This is a genomic window from Pseudoalteromonas espejiana DSM 9414, from assembly GCF_002221525.1.
In the GTDB taxonomy this organism is placed as follows: domain Bacteria; phylum Pseudomonadota; class Gammaproteobacteria; order Enterobacterales; family Alteromonadaceae; genus Pseudoalteromonas; species Pseudoalteromonas espejiana.
The window spans coordinates 757,689-779,695 of sequence record NZ_CP011029.1 but is presented as its reverse complement, the minus strand read 5'-3'; the positions used below and the strand labels follow the sequence as shown (position 1 = coordinate 779,695).

The window sequence follows — 22,007 nt, the reverse complement described above, 5'->3', positions numbered from 1 at the left end:
TATAAGGTAATAAAGGTTAAGGGTGTATAATAGCTACATAACATTATGATTTATAACAATAATGTTAAAAAAAGCAGATCACCTTTATACTTGGTTAAGATCAGATCTTTATCTACGTGCAGATCAGCTTTTTACTAAGCAGTATTTTAAAACTAGAGTTATGCACAGCTTACTAAGTAAGTTATATACAAAAAGCGTGCTTAAGATCAGTTTTTTACTAAGTAAATTATAAAGTTATGCACTTACGTGCAAACTAAATAGCGAGTTTAATTGGTATAGATCTGATCTGTAGTAAGTACAGATCAGATCTATGCTAACTCATAACCTCGTTATCCACAGGAGGTGTTAATTTTACTAACGTTTGTCGTGTAAAAATATCAAAAAAAGCATATTTGACGGACAAAAATATCACTGAGTTAGTAAAATTAAGATTTATAACCCCTAACTTAGTAAAATAGTGATCTGAAATTAACCCCAATCAGCGCGGCTTAGTATAATAGTGATCTGATACATTTATTTAGAGTCAGATCACTTTTATACTAACTTAAACATTTAACTTTTGCTGTTTAATGTGTTGTTATTAGCTGTCGCAATAAAAAATGGAAATCAGAACAATGAGCCGAAAGGTCAACATCTCGGTAGATAACTTGCCCGATACACTTAGGGGCCAAATACACGGGGTGGAAAGTGCAATTGATAACGAAAGTTTAGCACTATTTACAGATAACAAAGATGTGCGAATTTCTATCGAAAATGCAGCTCATGGCTTACGTGCTTATTCAAACACGTTTAACCATTATGATTTATGGGGACGTTTTGTGCGTTCTGGCCATAAAAAATTGCCATTAGAAGAAGCACCTAAAAAAACGATTATTACGCGAAAAATATCTGAAAAAGTAGATGGTATTTTATACGACGGTGAAATTAAAATAACACCGGCTGTAGTTAGTACGCGTAAAGATGGTGAAGACGTAGAATATTTAGTTTGGCCATCAGATAGAGAAGAAAAAGTAGAACGTGCGCTTATTCGTCTTGCGTCTAAAGGCAAAATAGTAAAAATAAATTTTAAGTCCGGTATTCAATATGCCGTGGTTTTTTCTATGAACGAATTAGCCCAAGAACTTAAAGCGGTTGGCCAATCAATGCCATACCCGCAAATTAAAGAATCACTTGAAGCACTTCAAGGTTCTAAGCTTTCATTTAAGTACTCTGCGACCGATACTAAAAATTCTGATATTGATGATTCATTTTACGAGTCGAACATGAACTTTTTATCGTCACTTCACTTTAGTGGCAAGAAAGGGCAAGGCGGCAATGTAAAATGTGTAGCGTGTTTAAATGCGTTTGTTCATAACATGATTGATAACCTTGAATACAAAGGTTATTACTTTAACAGTGCGCAAGAGTTAAAACGCGGTTTGTCACGTTGGATGATGCTACGCTTATATCATCTTTGGCGTTATGCAGCGCCAGGAAAAACTTATCATTTTAGATTACTTTCTATTATGGAAAAATATGGCTCAATTTATTCTACTGATGACATTACCGAGAATAAGTTAAAAGCCTTGCGCCGTGATATGACCACAACAATGAAAGACCTGATCGAAAAAGGGGCGATATCTGAGTACAGCATTACCAATGTAAAAGACGATAAAACCGGTAATATTATTGATTACACTTACGAGATGCATCCTTCAGATCAATTTTGTGATGAGATACTTACGCTCAATAAGCATAATAAGCGAATTGAAATTCAAGGTGGCAAACGTATTGTAGAAAATGCGGTATTGATTGACGAAGATAAAATAGAAGAAATCGTCGAAAAATAGCGTTAGTTTTTTAAAACAACCTTACTACCTAAAAGGCCACATTTTGTGGCCTTTTTAACATAATTAAACTACTTATCGACTTGCTCTAAATAGAGCCGATCCACTAAAAAGTCATACTCTTTTTTACGAGGATGAGATTCTGGCTTTTGATAATTAGGTAAAGTACCCAGTTTTACATCGGGCTGCGGGTTAATTAAAATAAACGGCAATGCAGCACTTACATGATACCTGTTCTCTGCTGTATATCTCACATTTACCTGAGGACTAACTCGGGTAGGGCGCCTAATTCTTAACTTTTCTTTTTCACCTAAACTAGCAACTCTTAACTGTTCTTGGGCAACAAGCGATTGCCATTTTTGTTGATCTATCATACGCGGGTTTCTATACCCTGCTGACTTATCAAGCATTTCAAGTGCCATTTTTTTAGTTAGTGTTTTTGTTGCATGCTTGTGCATCCAGGTAAAGCGAACTGAAAAAGGAGATTCACTCTGGGCATGAATTTTACGGTAAGCTGCAAGTGTAATTAAATTAGGCACTGCATTATGAACGGCTTCAAACCGTGCGTCGTTATTATCTATTGCTAAAACACATTCTTTAAATGCCGCTTTTGCTTTATTAACTTGCTGAATACGACTAGTAAGTGCTGTAACGTCAGCATTTTTGATAACTAAAATTCCAGGATGTCGTTTTAGAACGCGACTACTTAAACTATTTTTTTTATAAATATCAGTAAATGAATTTAATATCGCTCTATGAGCTAGTTCACCGGTTAATTTATTTACTTTAATTTCTTCAGGCACTATTGCCTCATCAGTACTACTTACATCAGGGAGCTGATAATATTCTGCTTTTGAATACTCACAATCACGTAAATCATCAATCATCAGCGATGTTAAGTCGTTCATTAAATCAAACTGACTTCTTATTTGTACTTTAGTAACCATACCACCTCAAAGAACACATCTTACTTATATTAATTTTAACAACAACTTAATCTTCTGAATAGCTTAATTATCAAATAATATTTTTTAGCTGAGATTGGATCTGACTCCATTTAAGTATGATGTGTTCTTTATTTTTAGTAAATTCATTAATGATATGAATGATAAAGGTATAGCTTTTACTTAAACTTATTTACGAAACTAAGATCCTGGTTTATTGGTGTTTATAAAGGTTAACGTAGAAAGGTCATAACCTGTTTTGGCTAGATTAAGAGCTCAGTTGATCATAAGCTAGTAGCTTAATCCGACAAAACGTAATAATTAGGCGTTACAAACAACTTACCTATGCACAAAGATGCTAGGTAGTCGCTCTAAGGGAAAACAATATTACACATCAAGCGTAATTGCTTAGCTAATTAATATATCAAAATATACCATTTAAAGAGATCTATCTTTAAATACACCAAAGTAAAGTTACAAACACTAACAAGCTAATTAGCGGGTATAGTTTAGCCGATGTGGTGCAGCTCCCCCCTTAAAATGACAACATTAAGTAATCGGATTAGCTACATAATACTTAGTGCAAAGTTGAGGTTTTAACATGCAGCATGATTGCACAAGTAAGGCGAACTGGCTCTAAGACATATAGGAAAGTAATGAAGCAGATGATAAATTATATCTGCGCTAATACAGTAAAAAAATAATTTAATGGCAGCTAAAATAAAACAAACCACGGGAAAATATAAAATAGTGTAAGCATTGAAGAGCAGGCCACCCATTCACTGCATCAAACCAACTAGCAAGCACGACATCAAAAGCTCTCACAGCAGGTCTCCGATATAAAGGTTAAGGATTATATTAAGCGTTTCATGAGATCACACCTAACAATGCAAATGACTCTGCTTATCACTCATGGAAACTCGGATTGAATAAATTCATGAATTGATTACTACGCCATTACTTGCCACAAAACACAGATTTTAGTGCAATAACACCAGCTCAAATTATACCGGTGCTTAAGAAAATAATAATAGTCTGAAGAAGGCACTTGGATTTGAATCCGTCTTATATAAATAGATGGGACCCTAAAATAAATTACAATTATTTATTACTCTTATTGGGTTACTCGTTATTTAGCTAACCTAATAAACTAAGCTCCATAGCACATACTTTTTATTAGCGCTATACCCTGGCATAAATTAACTTTCAATACTCTGTAAAGTTAAGGTTACATACTCTTGAGTTTAAGTATGATGTGTTCTTAATAAAACGTGACACTTTAGTCGTTTAAATTTAATATTTACTAGGAAGGTTAAAAAAACATCTTTTATTATTTAACCTACTGAATTTATGTGAATTATTTAAATTGGAAGTTAAGGTTAAATTCAATAAAACAGTCACATATTCACCTAAATAGCGTGTTTATAATTACCTCATAACAAAATAGTTGGTAAATAGTGAATATAGTCCTTGAACTTAGGGGCTTGCATACGTTAATTTCTTTATATCAGGTAAAGTAGGAATGAGGAAATAACATGCAATCGTGGAACCCAAATAGCTGGAGAGAACTGCCAATACTGCAGCAGCCACAGTACCCAGATCAAGAAGAGTTAAAGTCAGTTGAAGGCCAATTAAAGAGCGCACCGCCATTAGTTTTTGCTGAAGAAACAAGAAGCTTATTTAAACAGCTTGAAGATGTGTGCGAAGGCCGTGCATTTTTACTTCAAGGTGGTGATTGTGCTGAGTCGTTTAGTGACTTTAACGCAGCTAATATTCGCGATACGTTTAAAACCATTCTACAAATGGCGGTTGTATTAACTTACGGCGGTAAATGCCCTGTAGTTAAAATTGCACGTATGGCTGGCCAATATGCAAAACCACGCTCTGCAGATTTAGAAACAATTGACGGAGTTTCATTACCATCTTACCGTGGTGATATTGTAAATAGCTTTGAATTTACAGAAGAAGCACGCATACCAGACCCTCAACGTTTAATGAAGGCTTACCACAACAGTGCAGCTACATTAAACTTACTACGTGCATTTGCACAAGGTGGCTTAGCTGACTTACACCAGGTAAACCGCTGGAATATGGGTTTTGTTGCCGCTAATCCGCAAAAAGAGCGATTCCAACAACTTGCAGACAAAATTCAAGATGCACTTGAATTTATGGAAGTGTGTGGCATTAATTCTACAATTGCACCTAGCCTTAAAGAAACAGATTTATATACTTCTCACGAAGCCTTATTACTAGGCTACGAAGAAGCGCTAACACGCCGTGACCACCTTTCAGGTGATTGGTACGACTGTTCAGCACACTTTGTTTGGATTGGTGAGCGCACACGCCAACTAGATCATGCCCACATTGAGTTTTTCAAAGGTATTAAAAACCCAATAGGTGTTAAGGTTGGCCCTGGCATGGACCCAGACGACCTAATTCGTTTAATTGATGCAGTGAACCCAGATAACATCCCGGGTCGCTTAACGTTAATTACACGTATGGGTGCCGATGTTCTTCCAGAGAAACTACCAGCACTCGTTCGCCGCGTTCAACAAGAAGGCCGTAAAGTAATTTGGAGCTCAGATCCAATGCACGGCAATACTGAAAAAGCGACATCTGGTTACAAAACACGTAGCTTTGATAATATTATGCGCGAGATCAGCCAATTCTTTGCAGTACACAAATCTGAAGGTTCATACGCAGGTGGTGTTCACTTAGAAATGACAGGTCAGCACGTAACAGAGTGTACAGGTGGTGCTTACGGTTTATCAGACGATGACCTAGCACAGCGTTACAAAACACAATGTGACCCTCGCTTAAATGCAGACCAAGTATTAGAAGTTGGTTTCTTAGTAGCTGATTTATTAAAAGACGCTCGTAAATAATAAGTAAAAAATTAAAGCCGCATATTGCGGCTTTTTTTAGCAAAAGAGTAAATTAGTTTGTTAGTACTTACGTCGCTCAAGGTTACTGTCAATTAAGATTTTAGCAGATATTTCTTCTACCGAGTGATGGGTAGAATTAAAGTACGAAATTTTGTGGCGTTTATATAACATTTCTACTTCACGCACTTCTATTCGGCATTGCCTAATAGACGCGTATTTAGAATTTGCCATACGCCTATGTCTAATTGCAGCTAAACGTTCAGGGTCAATAGTCAGGCCAAACAACTTATGTTTGTAAGGGAGTAAACATTTAGGTAATCCCTCACTCTCTAAGTCGTCTTCTGTTATTGGGTAATTAGCGGCTTTAATACCGTATTGTAATGCTAAGTATAAACTTGTTGGTGTTTTACCACTGCGACTCACGCCAACTAAAATAATATCGGCTTCAGAAAAGTTTTTAATATTGCCACCGTCATCGTTCATTAATGCATAGTTGACGGCGTCAATTCTAAAATCATAGCTTTTTTCGTGAATAGAGTGCGTGCGGTGCATTTTTGGTACTGGTGCTACATCAAGCTCTTTTTGTATTTTTTCGCTATAAGTAGAGAGGAAATCGTAAGCAACAGCATCGGCCGATTTAATAATTTCACTTAAGTTATGATTTACGAAGGTAAAGAACACAAATGGCTTCTCACCTTCTTTTGCAGCAGTTGCGTTAATTAACGCTTTAATTTCATTTGCTTTTTCTTCTGTTTCAACAAAAGGAATAGTTTTATGATTAAAATCAACCGGGAATAACGACAAAGTCGCGTGCCCAAACACCTCTGAGGTGATTGCAGTACCGTCTGATATATAAAAAGCAGTTCTCATAGTTAACCTTTTTATTACGTTTAATCCCTAAAATGGGTTACTCACGGTTTACGTGAGGACTAATGCCAGTGTAGAATGAAGGTGACCTTTATAAAAGGTTTTCTTTCTTAACTCTCACAGTTTCAACTACAATTTGTTTTTTGGAGAAAGACCCGTGCAAGAATACGTTCTCTGGTATCAAGAGCTTGGTATGCAAGATGTTCCTCGTGTTGGTGGTAAAAATGCCTCACTCGGTGAAATGATTTCAAACCTAGCAAACGCAGGTGTACAGGTTCCGGGTGGTTTTGCCACTACAGCCGACGCTTTTAACGAGTTTTTAGATCAATCAGGACTCACCGCAAAAATTCACGACATTTTAGATACACTCGATGTTGATGATGTAAATACACTTGCCAAAGTAGGTGCCGATATCCGCCAATGGATAATCGATACACCATTCCAACCAAACCTAGATAAAGCAATCCGCGACGCTTACAGTCAACTCCATGGCGACACAACAGCAGATGTTTCTTTTGCAGTACGTTCATCGGCTACCGCTGAAGACATGCCAGATGCATCATTCGCAGGCCAACAAGAAACTTTCCTAAACGTAGTAGGTATCGACTCAGTAATGGTCGCTATTAAACACGTGTTTGCTTCTTTATTTAACGACCGTGCAATATCGTACCGTGTTCACCAAGGTTACGATCATCGTGGTGTAGCGTTATCTGCTGGTATTCAGCGCATGGTACGCTCAGATAAATCAGCATCAGGCGTCATGTTTAGTATTGATACAGAGTCGGGTTTTGAAGACGTTGTATTTGTTACATCAAGCTATGGCTTAGGTGAAATGGTTGTACAGGGCGCAGTAAACCCTGATGAGTTTTATGTTCATAAACCAACATTACTAAAAAACAAACCTTCAGTAGTACGTCGTAACATTGGTTCAAAAGCCATTCAAATGATTTACTCAGAAGATAAAGCGCACGGTAAGCAAGTAGACATCGTTGATGTAGACCCAGCGCTTTCAAACAAATTTTCGATTACAGATGAAGAAGTGCAAAACCTTGCCAAGCAAGCTGTAATCATCGAAAAACATTACGGTCGTCCTATGGACATCGAATGGGCAAAAGACGGTAACGACGGCAAACTATATATAGTTCAAGCGCGTCCAGAAACCGTGCGCTCAAACGAAGACGCAAACGTAATGGAACGCTTTCAATTAAACGGTACTAGCAACGTAATTGTTGAAGGCCGTGCAATTGGTCACAAAATTGGTAGCGGTGTTGTACGCGTACTCGATTCAATTAAAGAAATGGATCAAGTACAAGAAGGTGACATTTTAGTGACCGACATGACCGACCCAGATTGGGAACCAATCATGAAGCGTGCTGCAGCCATTGTTACAAATCGTGGCGGTCGTACGTGTCATGCTGCAATTATTGCACGTGAATTAGGTATTCCAGCAGTGGTTGGTTGTGGTAATGCAACCGATTTAATCAAAGCGGGTCAAGAAGTAACCGTATCATGTGCTGAAGGCGATACAGGTTACATCTACGAAGGTATTTTAGACTTTGAAATACTAACGTCGCGTGTTGATAGCATGCCAGAACTACCAATGAAAGTGATGATGAACGTGGGTAACCCCGATCGCGCATTCGACTTTGCACGTTTACCGCATGCAGGTGTTGGCCTTGCTCGTGTTGAGTTTGTTATTAACCGCATGATTGGTGTACACCCCAAAGCACTTTTAAACTTTGATGCGCAAACACCGGCTCTACAAGCAGAAATTACCGACATTATTGCCGGTTACGAATCACCTGTAGAATTTTATATCTCTAAGTTAGTAGAAGGTATTTCTACACTTGGTTGTGCCTTTGCACCAGAGCGCGTAATTGTGCGTATGTCTGATTTTAAATCAAACGAATACGCAAACTTAGTAGGTGGTGAGCAGTACGAACCAGAAGAAGAAAACCCAATGATTGGTTTTCGTGGTGCTGCACGTTATATCTCTGAAGACTTCCGTGATTGTTTTGCCCTTGAGTGTGAAGCAATAAAACGCGTAAGAAACACCATGGATATGACCAACATCGAAATCATGATCCCATTCGTACGTACCCTTGAAGAAGGTAAACGCGTAATCGAATTACTAGAAGAGCATGGCCTTAAACGTGGCGAAAATGGTCTTAAAGTAATCATGATGTGTGAGCTACCGTCAAATGCATTACTTGCAGATGAATTTTTAGATATGTTCGATGGATTTTCTATCGGCTCTAACGATTTAACTCAGCTGACACTTGGTTTAGACCGTGACTCAGGTTTAATCGCACATTTATTTGATGAGCGTAACCCTGCTATTAAAAAGCTACTTTCAATGGCTATTAAAACAGCTAAAGAAAAAGGTAAATACGTAGGTATTTGTGGCCAAGGTCCTTCAGATCATGAAGACTTTGCAGCATGGTTAGTAGAGCAGGGCATTGATTCTGTTTCACTAAATCCAGATACAGTACTAGAAACTTGGTTATATCTAGCAGATAAACTTGCTAAATAATTACGGTTTTAGTTACTAATAAAAATGCCAGCTTAATAGCTGGCATTTTTGTATGTGGCATAATTTAGCGTGCTAATTTTTTATCTAAATAATTACACGATTTAGTTAAGGCTTTTTGGCATAGTTTTAAATAATGCCTCGCTTTTGGGTAGTAAAAAGAAAAGCACAGTAACCCCGCCATAAAAAATATCAGCGAAGGGCCTGGCACGATTGCAAAAAACAACCCAAGCAAAATAAACAAAACACCTATGATCTGTAATAGTAATTTTTTCATATAAACCTCTACACATTGGTTTAACTTGATTATAAATACAGAACCTCAAAATACGACAAAAAGAGTGTTACAAACTGTAAAATCTTCAATTTCTATTAGCCATCACCATGATATAATTACACAAATGCCTTAAATTATCGCCGTCATGATAGCAACAATTACACAGCAAGATGCAGCGACCGAACTTGTCGCAAATTACTTAAGTACTATTAAAAATCAAGGTTTTAGCGGAGACACCGATGCAAGCTATGCAACGCGTTTAACTGCCTCTACCGATAACAGTATTTATCAGCAAATTCCGCAAGGTGTTATTTTTCCTAAAACCGAAAAAGACATTCAACTCGCTTTGCAAACCGCATCTCGCGACCCATTTTTGTCGCTTACTTTTGGCCCTCGTGGCGGTGGCACGGGTACTAACGGGCAGTCACTAACGCCCGGTATTGTTGTTGATTTATCACGTTATATGCGAGAAATTCTCGAAATTAACGTAGAAGAAGGTTGGGTAAGAGTACAAACAGGTGTAATAAAAGATCAATTAAACGACTTTTTAAAACCCTATGGTTTTTTCTTTTCACCCGACTTATCTACGAGTAATCGTGCAACTATTGGCGGAATGATCAGCACCGATGCATCTGGCCAAGGGTCACTAGTTTACGGTAAAACCAGTAATCATGTTTTAGGCTTAACCACCTATTTAGTTGATGGCACACCTATGGTTACCTCGCCAATCGACATACAAAAAGCAAAAGTTATCGCTGAGCAAGACTCACTTATCGGCAGTTTATACAAAACAGTATTAGATATTTCTATTACGCAGCGCGATGCTATTTTAGATAAATTCCCGCGTTTAAATCGCTTTTTAACCGGTTACGACCTAGAGCATGTGCTAAGTGATGACTTACAAACTTTTGATATGAGCAGGCTAATTACCGGATCAGAAGGCTCATTAGGTATAGTTACTGAGGCAAAATTAAACTTAACCCCCATAGCCGAATTTAAAACACTCATAAATATTAAGTACGATAGTTTTGATTCTGCACTTCGTCATTCACCTTTTTTGGTAGATGCACGCGCAACATCTGTTGAAACAGTCGACAGCAAAGTATTAAATTTAGCGCGCGAAGATATAATTTGGCATTCAGTATCGGACTTAATAACCGACGTACCCAATAAAGATATGCAAGGGCTCAACATGGTTGAGTTTAATGCAGTATCTCCCGACGACATAAAAGACAAAGTAAACACACTTTGTACATTATTAGATGAGTGCGTAGCAAATCAAACCAACGGTGTAATTGGCTATCAGTTAACCAACGACAAAAGCGATATTTTAAAAATTTACGCAATGCGTAAAAAATCAGTGGGTTTGCTTGGTAATGTTAAAGGCAGCCAAAAACCATTGGCCTTTGCCGAAGACACCGCAGTACCGCCAGAAAACTTAGCCGATTATATTGTAGAATTTAGAGCATTACTCGATAGCCATAATTTGCAATACGGTATGTTTGGCCATGTTGATGCCGGCGTTTTACACGTACGCCCAGCACTTGATATGTGCGACCCAGAACAAGAAAAACTACTGCGTACAATTTCAGATGATGTTGTAAAACTCACTGCAAAATATGGCGGGTTAATGTGGGGCGAGCACGGTAAAGGTTATCGCAGCGAATATGGCCCTGAATTTTTTGGCGAGCATTTATTTAATCAACTGCGCAAAATTAAAACGGCATTCGATCCTAATAACAGAATCAACCCTGGTAAAATATGTACACCTATTGAAAGTGAAGACTCACTTGTAAGTGTAGATAGTCAAAAACGTTCGTACTTCGATAAGCAAATATCTATCGATATAAAAACCAGTTTTAATAACGCCATGACCTGTAATGGTAACGGAATATGCTTTAACTACGACGAAAATTCACCTATGTGTCCATCGTATAAAGTAACCGGCGATCGTAGGCATTCACCAAAAGGGCGCGCAACATTAATGCGCGAATGGTTACGACTTCAAGAGTCTAAAAATGTAGATTTACTCGAAGTAGAAAAAGAACTTAATAAAGGTGAAGTTATTACCTGGTGGGAACGCTTTGTTCATAGCCGAGAAAAAAACAAAGGCGTTTACGATTTTTCTCACGAAGTAAAAGAATCTATGGATGAATGTTTAGCATGTAAAGCGTGTACAACTTCATGCCCAATAAAAGTAGATGTACCAACTTTTAGAGCGCGCTTTTTAAATTATTACCATAGTTATTACGCGCGTCCACTTAAAGATTATTTAGTCGCAAACATAGAAACTTCAGCTCCGCTTATGTCAAAATTTGCACGAGTAATTAATCCTGTTGTAAAAACCAATTTAGTAAGTGGGTTAATTAAAAAAACGGTTGGCTATGTAGATACACCTCAATTAAGTATTCCATCACTTGATAAACGTGTAGCCAAAGCGCATAAATTTAATTTTGAATTATTAAGCTCACTTTCAAGTGAAGAGCAAAATAATTATGTGCTAATTGTGCAAGACCCGTTTACTAGTTTTTACGAAGCTGAATTAGTACAAAGTTTTATAACGCTTATAACTGCACTGGGTAAAAAGCCAATGCTATTACCCTTTAAACCAAATGGTAAGGCACAGCACGTTAAAGGTTTTTTACACGAGTTTAAAGTAACAGCAAAAAATGCCGCCGAGTTTTTAAATAAACTCAGTGATATAAATGCGCCACTGGTTGGTTTAGATGCATCGTTGGTTATGTGTTATCGCGATGAGTACAACACTATTTTAGAAAATAACCGCGGTGATTTTCATGTACAACTTGCACATGAATGGCTGCAAACTCAATCTTTCAAATCGTTAAGTGCAACGCAAAAGCAAGATACAGAATTTACATTACTTAGCCACTGTACAGAAACAACGGCATTACCAAAAGCGGCAAGTGTGTGGAAAAATATTTTTACCGACATTGGTTTATCACTAAACACAACAAGTACCGGGTGTTGTGGAATGGCAGGTACATATGGCCACGAAGCACAAAACCAAGAAAACTCTCGCGCACTTTACGAAATGAGTTGGAAACCAATTGTAGATAAAAATAAGCCAGAGCAACTTTTATCTACCGGGTTTTCATGCCGTAGCCAAGTTAAACGCTTTGAACAATTTAAACCTAAGCACCCAATAGAGTTACTCGCACAGGTACTTAGCTAATAAAAGTTAAAAATAAAAAAGGCGTAACTTAAAATAAGTTACGTCTTTTTTATTAATATCAATTTGCTTTATTAAGTGAAAAATTTTGAGGCTGGAAAAACGCATTTAAGCTTCGGTAAAAATTTTGCTAATTTTTATAAAAGTTATTTAGATTGTTTAGCAAAACTATCTGCAATTGGCTTTGTACTTATACCGTGAATAAACACACTAAATAAAATAGTTGTCATGGCTATAGTTGCAATGTCGTATTTATTTTCTATTTGTGTATCTATAACCATTAAAGTAAAAACAATCGATGCTAAACCTCGCGGTCCAAACCAAGCAAATGTAAAACGTTCCTTAATATTGAGCGCTGTAAATTGAAGCGACAACATAACCGGAATTATTCTAATTAACGTAGTACTAAGTAACGCATAAATAATTATTTCTTTATTCAAATTTGGTAAAACTAAATATGCACAAACAAAACCAAACAGGCACCAAATCATTAACGATGTAAAATCAGCAATATGCTCCGAATCTTCAATCAGTTCTGCTCGCACACTCGTGTCTGAAAACTTATCAAATAACAAACCCGCAATAAATACAGCAATAAAACCACTGCCATGAAAATACTGCGTTATTGAAAAAATAGCCATGGCAAAACCTAATAGCAAAAATGGGCTAGTGTTTTGTGCAAAGTAATGACGTTTCATTGCAAAATTTAATACCGGAATAAATAAAGCAATTGAAGTAACAGCTATCAATACAGCTAAACCTAACTCTCGCGAAAATACACCTAATGTTTGCGATGCTGTTATTGCTGATTCAGGATTTTTAGCAAGCAAAATAAATATTAAAAATACAGGTACACATAAACCATCGTTTAATCCGCTTTCAGTATTTATACCTTCTCGAATTTTTTCAGGTACATTTGTACTTGCTAATAAACCTTTACTCAATGCTGCATCGGTCGGTGTTAAAATTATTGCAATTAGTGCAGTTTGAATAAGTGATAACTCTGTAAATAAAAATAGTCCAGCGCCAATGCCACAAAGTAAAGTAAGGGGTAGGGCAACGAACAGTAATAAACTAGGATACTGAAAACTATGTTTTAAAACACTTAATTTAGATTTAGCCGCATCAGAAAATAAAAATATACTTAAAGTCAGTTCTATTAACGGTAATAAAAAATCTATACCCGTTTTTAATTCGTCGCCTTCATTGGGTAGTAACCACGCTAAGCCCATTCCGCCTAAAACAAAAAACATGGGCCCTGTAATTTCTGTTCGCTCTAATTGCCTAATAGAAATTGAGTAAACTAAAAATAAAAAACCTATAAATGCTATTACTAAGTATTCCATTAAATTTTCCTTTTAACGCCAGATTTTGCTCGCTCTTTAATATTTGTTTGAATATAAATTTGATCGGTTGTCGCAATTTTAGAGTGCCCTAAATCTTCCGATAAATGTTTTAAAGGCCGTGTTTGTGCATCGTGTGTTGCGCCGGTATGGCGTAGCCAATGTGCAGTTGCTGCTTCAAGTTGTTCTGCATCATCTTTAAAACCATCATCAAGTAAAGATTGTTGGGCTAAATCAAAACTTTGTTGCACTAAACGCCTAATTTGCCTAACGGTCATTCCACCTTGGCCACGAATTTTATGAACTAATGGTTCTGATTCGTCAACGCGAGGTAGGGCGGGTAACCCTCTGTATAATCGGTAGCGTTTTAAATATTCAACAAAATCATCACTTAACGTAACATCACGAAGTTTATTGCCTTTACCCATAATACGTAAAAACCAAAATCCGTCATTATCTTGCCAAAAATGAGACATAACAGGCGACCACTGCGGACGCTCTGACAATTCAGAAATCCGTAAATATAACCCTTTTAAACAAGCTAAGGTAAATAAATTACGCTCAAGATCTGGTTTTTGTTCGCATAAATCACGTGTTACACCAAATACATATTCCCACTGAATATCACTCAAAGTATCAGGAATTTGTATTTGAGACTGACCCACTAAATAGGGGCTATTTTTTTTAACCACAGGGACAAAGTTCGCGAATGTGCGTTCTTCTAAAATCGCAAATTTAAAAAATACATTTAATGCAGTAAACATAGCCGACAAAGTTTGTTGGCTTGCTATAGATTCTTTTTGCATGAAAGGGCGCCAATTTTGGTTTAATCGGCGAATACCTTGCTCATCTTTATAGCGCCATTGCACAGAAGTTGATGCCCATTTTTTATCTGGCTCAACCATAAAATCGACATAAGCTTCTATGTCTTCACGTTTTAAATCGAACACTGATTTTTCGGCAATTAACCAAGACCATAAATAAAAGCGTTCTAATTCATTTCGAAAACGACTATATGTTGCCTCTGATTTTCGTCCGTAAACATATAAAAACTGGTATAAAAATTTAAGATCAGCCTTTGATTCAGTTACAGTCAAGCCAACTTGCTGTATAAAGGATGCAAGTTCTGGGTATTCTGATTTAAGAGTATCGTCATCAAGATGAGCAATTTGGTATCTTAATTGTTTTAACGTATCAACTAAAGCAACAAGCATATTGTGTAAATATTCAATAAAATAATAGACTTACAGCTTAACGTTAAAGTCCGATACTGTCTAGTATTGGACATAGTGAAAGTTTAATTATTTACACATTTTTACTGATTTAGTTTTGCTAGGTCTTATTAAGGAAAGTTTATGAAAAAGTTTATTATTTTAAGTGTAATTACATTAAGTGTTTTACTAACAGGTTGTGCTACAACGGGTAGTGCTTCACCAGGCGAAAAACGCTCTCTAGTGCAAAGCATGAAATCTACTACACTAGACAAATTATATGCACAAAAGCCCGATGTTAAAAAACAAATTGCCAACTCGGCTGGTTACGCTGTATTTGATAACGCAAACGTAAACGTTGTTTTAGCCAGTTTTGGTGGTGGTTATGGTGTAGTAAAAAATAATCTAACCGGTAAATCAACTTACATGAATATGGGCGAAGCTGGTTTAGGCCTAGGTTTAGGTGTTAAAGACTTTAATGTTGTTATGGTTTTTCATAACCAAGCAGCAGTAAATAGATTTATTGAACACGGTTGGGCATTTGGCGGAAACGCAGATGCAGCAGCAAAATACGAAGATAAAGGCGGTGCATTGGTTGCCGAAGCGATTGCAGATCAAGTTACCGTATACTCTTTAACCGAAAATGGCCTTGCACTACAAGCTGTACTAAAAGGCACTAAATTTTGGGTAGATTCTGAGCTAAATTAACCCCTAATTACTCTCCTAAAAGCGGGCTGGTTTGTATAATCACGCCCGCTTTATTATAAATACACGAATTTAACATAACGTAATTTATGGGTTGTTTGTTATCCTCATCTAAATAATTACGTCCTAATTTACTTCCATTATTTTATTTCAGTTTTTGTTATTAAACATAAAATATATAGATTTAAGATCCTATCGTCCCTAATAAAGAAAATATAAACTATCTAATGTACAATGATTAAATGGATTTTGTCTTTAAATATTTTAGGTGATATTTTGCAGCATGAAAATTTGATACGAACAGCAATAAAGCATAAGTATGACGAAATGCTTTTGTCAGACCGTATACCTGATAATTTATCAGATTCGGAGCTGGAAGAAGTTTTCAGTATAGCTAGTAAAGATCTTTTAAAAGCTGTCCGATTTTTCTTTATAGATGAACACCTAAGTAATTTTAATTATAATCAAAACAAAAACTTTATTCTTCAACATGAAAATAAATGGGGTAATTTATTAGGATTATTAAATAGCTATATCTGTTTTTCTATCTGGTTCAATGAAGTAAACAATAAAGCATTATCTTTAATTATTCAGGAAGAAGAAAATCATTTAGCTGTTGTTTTATTTAGCTTACACTCACGTTCATGTCTTATTGCAAAAGAGATTTTAATTTTATTAAAAAATGGATACCCTGATGCGGCAATATCTAGATGGAGAACATTAAACGAAGTTACCACTACGCTTTATTTTATCATTGAAAATGGTCCAGATTGTGCTAAAAAATTTCTAGATCATAATATCGTAGATGAATATAACTCTTTAAAAATTTTAAAAAAATCGAAAGAAAATTATCCTGATAGACTAGCTCATTTAAATTTTGACTCTAATATTTTTGAAGACTTAGAGAATAAAGTAAAAAATTTAAAAAGCTTATATGGTTCCAACTTCTCTTCTGATTATGGTTGGATTGAAGGCTTTGTGCCAAAGGGAGAACGTTACGGTTACAGAACAATAGAAAAAGCAGTTGAGCTTGATCACATATTACCTTTTTCAAAACTAGCTAATCAATATGTTCATGCAAGCTCAAAAAGTATGTTTTCTAGTTTATCTTCAAAATCTGGTGAAGATATATCTTTTGATGGTGGTATTTACGGTTTAGAATTACCAATTGACTGTACATTATTAAGCTTAAATTTAATAAATACAAAAGTTTTATCTTATTTTTCTAAAACTGAAAATGAATTAAATGGAGATAATGTAATTACAACTATTTTACTAGATTATTATTTTAAAAAAATTAGAGACGAAATATTATACGTAATGAAGTTATAATATTATTAACTATTGAAAGTATCATTACTTTAGAGTAACTAAGCTTTGTACATATTATGTTTTTCGCTAGTCAATTTTTTATCAAATTCCTCAGCCAACTTTTCAGTTTCACTAAAAACAGTATTCCAATATTTAATACGTGTGTCTGCATCGAGATCAGTAAAGTCGTTTCTATCTGGAATTTTTCCGTAAGGTAAACCGGCTATAAATTCTTTTGATGGTGAGATCATCACAACGTTATCGTAATTTTGTGGTGCTACTTTACGTTTTAAATTTTTATCAAACCACCCTGCTTTTGGATCGCTATTAAAATGCGGATATAAAATTAAGCCTGGGTTATTAATTTTTAAATCAAAGTGGTAGTCAATTATTCCGCCATCGCGATACATACCTTGTGGCGAACCGGCAATATTTTTTATGCCTTGCATAACAAGTGGTATAGAGCCCGATGCAAGTAAGGCATCTTTTAAATTAGTTTGGCTAAGTGCTATGTTTTGGGTTTTAAAATTATAGCTATCGGTTATTGATAAGTTACTGTTTGGCGCACCAAAAATAAATCGCTCGTACTGCGAGCCTAATAATTTTCGGTTAACACGGTTGAGCATATAACTTTTTGATAAACCCAGTAGCTGTATTAATTTATTTTCGCTGGCAATAAAGCCATTAGATTTAGCCACAATAAAATGCGCTTTAAATACGGGGTTATTTATTATTTCGGTTACACCGTTATCGCCAAATACATCTTCGAGTAATGCGCGGGCTTTTATTGTGATTTCGCTAGGCGTTGGTTTATTACTAGAATAACGAGTTTGTGAATACGATTTGGCTAAACGCTCAATGGCAGCAATCGGATCGTTTTGAGCAAAACACGCAGATCGAAATGCACCAGCAGATGATCCAATTAAATTAAGTTGTTGGGTGCGGTTTTTAAAAAATTCACCAAAAATATATTTGTCTAATCCGAATAAAGTAAACCATTTAGGCCCGCCACTTGCCCCTAAAAAAGAGGTAAATAATTCGGGTTTAAAGCCCTGCTCGTTAATAATTTTTGCTGCTGTTTTACCTGCGTAAATGTCGATCATCTAATCGGTTTACCTTATTATTTTATATTTTAGTGCAGTTTATAAAATCTAATTTTGAATAATTATGCAAAATTAAAAAGCGGTTTTATGTTGCCATAAAACCGCTTTTTATAGTTAAAGTTGCTAAATCAATCCCAAATGCCGCTTTCGCATTTTCCCTGTACTTTTACATCTTTTACTTTAAATTCGGGCTCTATGCCTTTTTCTCTTTGTGTGTTGTAGTCGCGATTAACAGACAAAATAGTTGGCGTGAGCAATATAATAGCGATTACGTTAACCACTGTCATTAACCCTAATGCTATATCGGCTAAGTCCCATACTTCTTTTAATGACGCAGATGCGCCCCAAAGCATCATTGATAAATAAAGTAATGTATAAATTGTGCGCCCTACTTTGTTATCGAGCTTAAATAAATGAAGGTTACTTTCTGCGTAGGCATAATTTGCTACTACCGAGGTAAATGCAAATAAGGTAATTGCAGCTGCAACAAAGTACACGCCGCCTTGTGCTAAATGCGCGGTCATAGCGCTTTGTGTTAAACGTATGCCTTCCATTTCGCCGCTTATATCAACATCTGCTAGTAAAATAACTACTGCGGTACAACTACAAAGCACAATGGTGTCGAAAAACACGCCAAGCATTTGTATGTAGCCTTGTGTTACCGGGTGGTTAGGAATGGGGCTTGCGCTTGCTGCAGCATGCGGCACACTACCCGCACCGGCTTCGTTAGAATATAAACCGCGTTGAATACCATTTTTAATGGCTGCGCCCATCGCACCTGCGCCTGCTTCTTGTAAACCAAAGGCCGATAAAAATACATCTTTAAGCATGGCCGGTACTTGCGGTAAGTTCATAATTGTAATAATAACAGCAGCTGCTACAAATAATATGCCCATTAATGGCACTACACGCTCAGCAAAGCGGGCAATGGCTTTAAAGCCGCCTAAAATAATAGACCCCGCTAATACCGTAATTACTAAGCCTGAATAAAAGGTGGGTACTTCAAATGCATAGTTTAGTGCATCGGTTATGGTATTGGTTTGCATTGCACTAAAGGTAAAGCCGTAACCTAAAAATAAACACGCGGCAAACACAATAGCAAAGGCACGGCTGCCTAAACCTTGTTGAATATAATAAGCGGGGCCACCTCTAAATTCGCCACTACTGTCGCGTACTTTATATACTTGACCCAGTACGCTTTCGGCAAAACCTGTGGCCATGCCGAGTATGGCAATAACCCACATCCAAAATATGGCCCCACTACCACCAAGCGATATAGCAACGGCTACACCCGCTAAGTTACCCGTACCTACGCGAGCACATAGCCCAGTACATAGTGCCTGAAACGATGATATGTCGTCTTTTTTACACTTGCTACTGCCTTTTAACAGGCTAAACATGTGTTTAAATTTAAGTATTTGTATTGCTTTTAAACGTACCGAAAACCAAATACCAGCAAACAGTAGTATGTAAATGAGTACTTGCCCTTCTCCCCATAAAAGGCCATTTACACTTTTAACTACGGTATCGAACATGGGCTAATCCTTTTGTATTTATTATATTTTTACTCAATGGTTAGTTGAATAAGCGACATTTGATTATGCGTATTAGCCATAGATTAAGGCAGCTTTGCTGCCTTATAATGTGGGCTTAGTGGTAGGTTATTTACTTTGCAAGTGAATACCTGCAATCATGCATCTAACCGAACCACCCGCCGACTCTATGGTTGGTATAGGTAACGGAACAAGTTTAGCTGTTTTTTGTATTGCTGCTTTTTGCTCGGTTGTAAGTGCATTAAACGCCGTTTGTGAGAGTGCTAAAATACGGCCATTTTCTCCTTGTAGCTCTATTGCGTTACCGCAAAAGTGAGCTATTTGCTCATTTGATAAGTTAATAACTTCTAAATGGCTTTGTAAAAAATGGCTAGTTAATTGTTTGTGCTGACTATTTGGCACCATATCTAGGCTGATCATGGCAAACTCTGTAGCTACACACATTAATACATTAGTATGATAAACAGCAGTACCTTGTGTGTCGTACGCGTTAAAAACAACAGGCTTTAACTTAAGTTGCTCACACACGGTATTAACCACTGTTTTAGTAGTGCGCTTAGACTCTACTGCATAAGCAAGCTTATGTTGGTGGTCAATTACAAGTGAACCGGTGCCTTCTAAAAATGCATTTTCTTTCGCTAAAAATGAATAATCAGTCACAGACAACACTTTATAGTGATTAGTCAAAAAATCAATAATATCTTTACGATATTCTAGCCTTCTGTTTTCTGCGTACATTGGGTACATAACTAGTTCGCCACTATGATGAGTAGAAAACCAGTTATTAGGAAACACTGAGTCGGGCGTATGTGTGTGCTCGTCTTCAAAAAGGTGAACCGTTACGCCTTCGTTTTGCAGTAATTTAACTGCATTTGTTACTTCGTCAAAGGCAAGCTGGCTTTGATTTTGTGAATGACAGGTACTTTGAAATGTGTTGTCTAACATGGTTTGCGGGTTAGACGTAAAATGATGCGGACGCACCATAACCACAGCTGTTGGAGCTTGATTTATTATGCTCATGCTACTTGCTCTTGGCTTACTGATTTATTGCTTTGCTCTGTATTAAGCACCGAAAACAAATTACGTGGGTCGGCTTGTTGTGTAATTAAATCGAGTAGTTCAAATTCCCCTGATGCAACTAACTCGTCTTTTATAAATACAAGGGCAGTAAAGTCTTCGCTTGCAAAGCCTACGCCATCAAATATGGTTAGCTCATCTTGGCTTGTACGCCCAAGCGATTGTTTATTAATTACTTTATGAAACTCTGTAACCACAAAGCTTTCGCTCATTTGTTGTATTTCGCCCTCTACTCTGGTTTGCGGTTCGTACTCTACAAACACATTTGCGCGCTCTAATAATGTTGAATCAAGCTCTGTTTTTCCTGGACAATCGCCACCTATTGCATTTAAATGCACACCGTCGGGGATCATATCGCTGGTTAAAATAGTGGCATTTTTTTTATCGGCTGTGCAGGTGGTAATAATGTGTGCGCCTTGTACGGCTTCTTTTGCGCTATTACAAATAGTCACGTTTAGGCCACAGTTACTTAAATTGTTAAACGCTTTTTGCGACGCGTTTTTGTCAATATCGTATAAACGAATATGAGTAATGCCTAATACCGCTTTAAAAGCTAACGCTTGAAACTCAGACTGAGCACCATTACCAATTAATGTAAGTGTTGTTGAGTTTTTAGGTGCTAAATACTGTGCAACCAGTGCCGAGGTTGCTGCTGTGCGTAATGCTGTTAATAGGCACATTTCGCTGATCATCACCGGATAGCCGCTATCAACATCAGACAAAATACCAAAAGCCGCTACCGTTTGAAGCTCTTTGAAGGTATTTTTTGGATGGCCGTTTACGTATTTACAGCTAAACATGTTGCCATCGCTTACGGGCATAAGCTCTATTACGCCATCAGGAGAATGCGCTGCATAGCGCGGTGATTTATCAAACTCGTGCCAGCGTGCAAAGTCGTGTTTTAACCTTTGCGTAAGTTTAAGTAAAACGTTTTCTATTCCTACTTTATTTATAAGCTTGGCCATTGTTTGTACGCTTACGAATGGAACGCCTTGTTTTGGCTGTGCTATAAAGTGACTCATAACTACCTCTGTAATAACAATATGAACTAATTGAAATAAGTTTATCGACTACAGATGTCAGTTAAAATGCCAATACTTTATACAAATAATAGTGTTTTTTAGCAATTTGCTATGCAACAAAGTACAAATTTAGTAATTTGTAATAAACACATATCCCAAGGTG

15 protein-coding genes are annotated in these 22,007 nt (G+C 36.7%); 6 read left to right on the top strand and 9 right to left on the bottom strand.

The annotated features are described in order from the left end of the window. Positions 1-614: 614 nt before the first annotated feature. The gene (locus PESP_RS20355) at positions 615-1,829 is read left to right on the top strand and encodes a replication protein A (protein WP_089349818.1); all 1,215 of its coding nucleotides are present in this window, start codon (positions 615-617) and stop codon (positions 1,827-1,829) included. Between the two features lie 68 nt (positions 1,830-1,897). Here the strand turns inward: PESP_RS20355 and PESP_RS20350 are convergent, their stop codons facing one another. Then, positions 1,898-2,773 carry a DNA replication terminus site-binding protein gene (locus tag PESP_RS20350; RefSeq protein ID WP_089349817.1) on the bottom strand — a complete coding sequence of 292 codons (876 nt, stop codon included), beginning with the start codon at positions 2,771-2,773 and terminating at the stop codon, positions 1,898-1,900. 1,532 nt (positions 2,774-4,305) lie between these two features. On the opposite strand from PESP_RS20350, the gene PESP_RS20345 reads away from it, so the two are divergent. Then, complete coding sequence (locus tag PESP_RS20345) at positions 4,306-5,655, top strand: class II 3-deoxy-7-phosphoheptulonate synthase (RefSeq protein ID WP_002962128.1); 1,350 nt, start codon at positions 4,306-4,308, stop codon at positions 5,653-5,655. Positions 5,656-5,715: 60 nt separating this feature from the next. On the opposite strand, the gene ppsR is transcribed toward PESP_RS20345, so the two are convergent. Then, positions 5,716-6,525 carry a posphoenolpyruvate synthetase regulatory kinase/phosphorylase PpsR gene (ppsR, locus tag PESP_RS20340; protein WP_002962129.1) on the bottom strand — a complete coding sequence of 270 codons (810 nt, stop codon included), beginning with the start codon at positions 6,523-6,525 and terminating at the stop codon, positions 5,716-5,718. A 154-nt stretch (positions 6,526-6,679) separates the two neighbouring features. Here ppsR and ppsA point away from each other — a divergent pair, with 154 nt between their 5' ends. Beyond that, the gene (gene ppsA / locus PESP_RS20335; RefSeq protein WP_089349816.1) at positions 6,680-9,055 is read left to right on the top strand and encodes a phosphoenolpyruvate synthase; all 2,376 of its coding nucleotides are present in this window, start codon (positions 6,680-6,682) and stop codon (positions 9,053-9,055) included. Positions 9,056-9,119: 64 nt separating this feature from the next. On the opposite strand, the gene PESP_RS20330 is transcribed toward ppsA, so the two are convergent. After that, the gene (locus tag PESP_RS20330) at positions 9,120-9,329 is read right to left on the bottom strand and encodes a PGPGW domain-containing protein (RefSeq protein ID WP_089349815.1); all 210 of its coding nucleotides are present in this window, start codon (positions 9,327-9,329) and stop codon (positions 9,120-9,122) included. Positions 9,330-9,474: 145 nt separating this feature from the next. Between PESP_RS20330 and ydiJ the strand changes: the two genes are divergently transcribed. After that, positions 9,475-12,522, top strand: a complete 3,048-nt coding sequence (ydiJ, locus tag PESP_RS20325) for a D-2-hydroxyglutarate dehydrogenase YdiJ (RefSeq protein WP_089349814.1) — start codon at positions 9,475-9,477, stop codon at positions 12,520-12,522. 143 nt (positions 12,523-12,665) lie between these two features. Here ydiJ and PESP_RS20320 read toward each other — a convergent pair whose 3' ends face one another. Beyond that, on the bottom strand, positions 12,666-13,865 hold the full coding sequence (locus tag PESP_RS20320; protein WP_089349813.1) for a cation:proton antiporter: 1,200 nt from the start codon (positions 13,863-13,865) through the stop codon (positions 12,666-12,668). After that, positions 13,865-15,076 carry a tyrosine-type recombinase/integrase gene (locus PESP_RS20315; RefSeq protein ID WP_089349812.1) on the bottom strand — a complete coding sequence of 404 codons (1,212 nt, stop codon included), beginning with the start codon at positions 15,074-15,076 and terminating at the stop codon, positions 13,865-13,867. Before PESP_RS20315 ends, PESP_RS20320 begins: the two co-directional genes overlap by 1 nt. 141 nt (positions 15,077-15,217) lie before the next feature. Here PESP_RS20315 and PESP_RS20310 point away from each other — a divergent pair, with 141 nt between their 5' ends. Together PESP_RS20310 and PESP_RS20305 are read left to right on the top strand one after the other, a co-directional pair. Continuing rightward, on the top strand, positions 15,218-15,781 hold the full coding sequence (locus tag PESP_RS20310; protein WP_089349811.1) for a lipid-binding SYLF domain-containing protein: 564 nt from the start codon (positions 15,218-15,220) through the stop codon (positions 15,779-15,781). Positions 15,782-16,012: 231 nt separating this feature from the next. Further along, a complete protein-coding gene (locus PESP_RS20305; protein WP_089349810.1) occupies positions 16,013-17,110 on the top strand; it encodes a DUF5677 domain-containing protein in 1,098 nt (365 codons plus the stop codon). 38 nt (positions 17,111-17,148) lie between these two features. On the opposite strand, the gene PESP_RS20300 is transcribed toward PESP_RS20305, so the two are convergent. The 4 genes from PESP_RS20300 to PESP_RS20285 all read right to left on the bottom strand — a co-directional run bounded on the left by PESP_RS20300 (position 17,149) and on the right by PESP_RS20285 (position 21,844). Further along, the gene (locus PESP_RS20300) at positions 17,149-18,192 is read right to left on the bottom strand and encodes a patatin-like phospholipase family protein (RefSeq protein WP_089349809.1); all 1,044 of its coding nucleotides are present in this window, start codon (positions 18,190-18,192) and stop codon (positions 17,149-17,151) included. A 128-nt stretch (positions 18,193-18,320) separates the two neighbouring features. Further along, the gene (locus PESP_RS20295; RefSeq protein ID WP_089349808.1) at positions 18,321-19,727 is read right to left on the bottom strand and encodes an alanine/glycine:cation symporter family protein; all 1,407 of its coding nucleotides are present in this window, start codon (positions 19,725-19,727) and stop codon (positions 18,321-18,323) included. A 126-nt stretch (positions 19,728-19,853) separates the two neighbouring features. After that, complete coding sequence (ctlX, locus tag PESP_RS20290) at positions 19,854-20,765, bottom strand: citrulline utilization hydrolase CtlX (RefSeq protein WP_089349807.1); 912 nt, start codon at positions 20,763-20,765, stop codon at positions 19,854-19,856. After that, entirely contained in the window at positions 20,762-21,844 is a 1,083-nt protein-coding gene (locus PESP_RS20285; protein ID WP_089349806.1) for an ornithine cyclodeaminase, read from the bottom strand. The genes ctlX and PESP_RS20285 overlap by 4 nt, the downstream gene beginning before the upstream one ends. Positions 21,845-22,007: the final 163 nt, after the last annotated feature.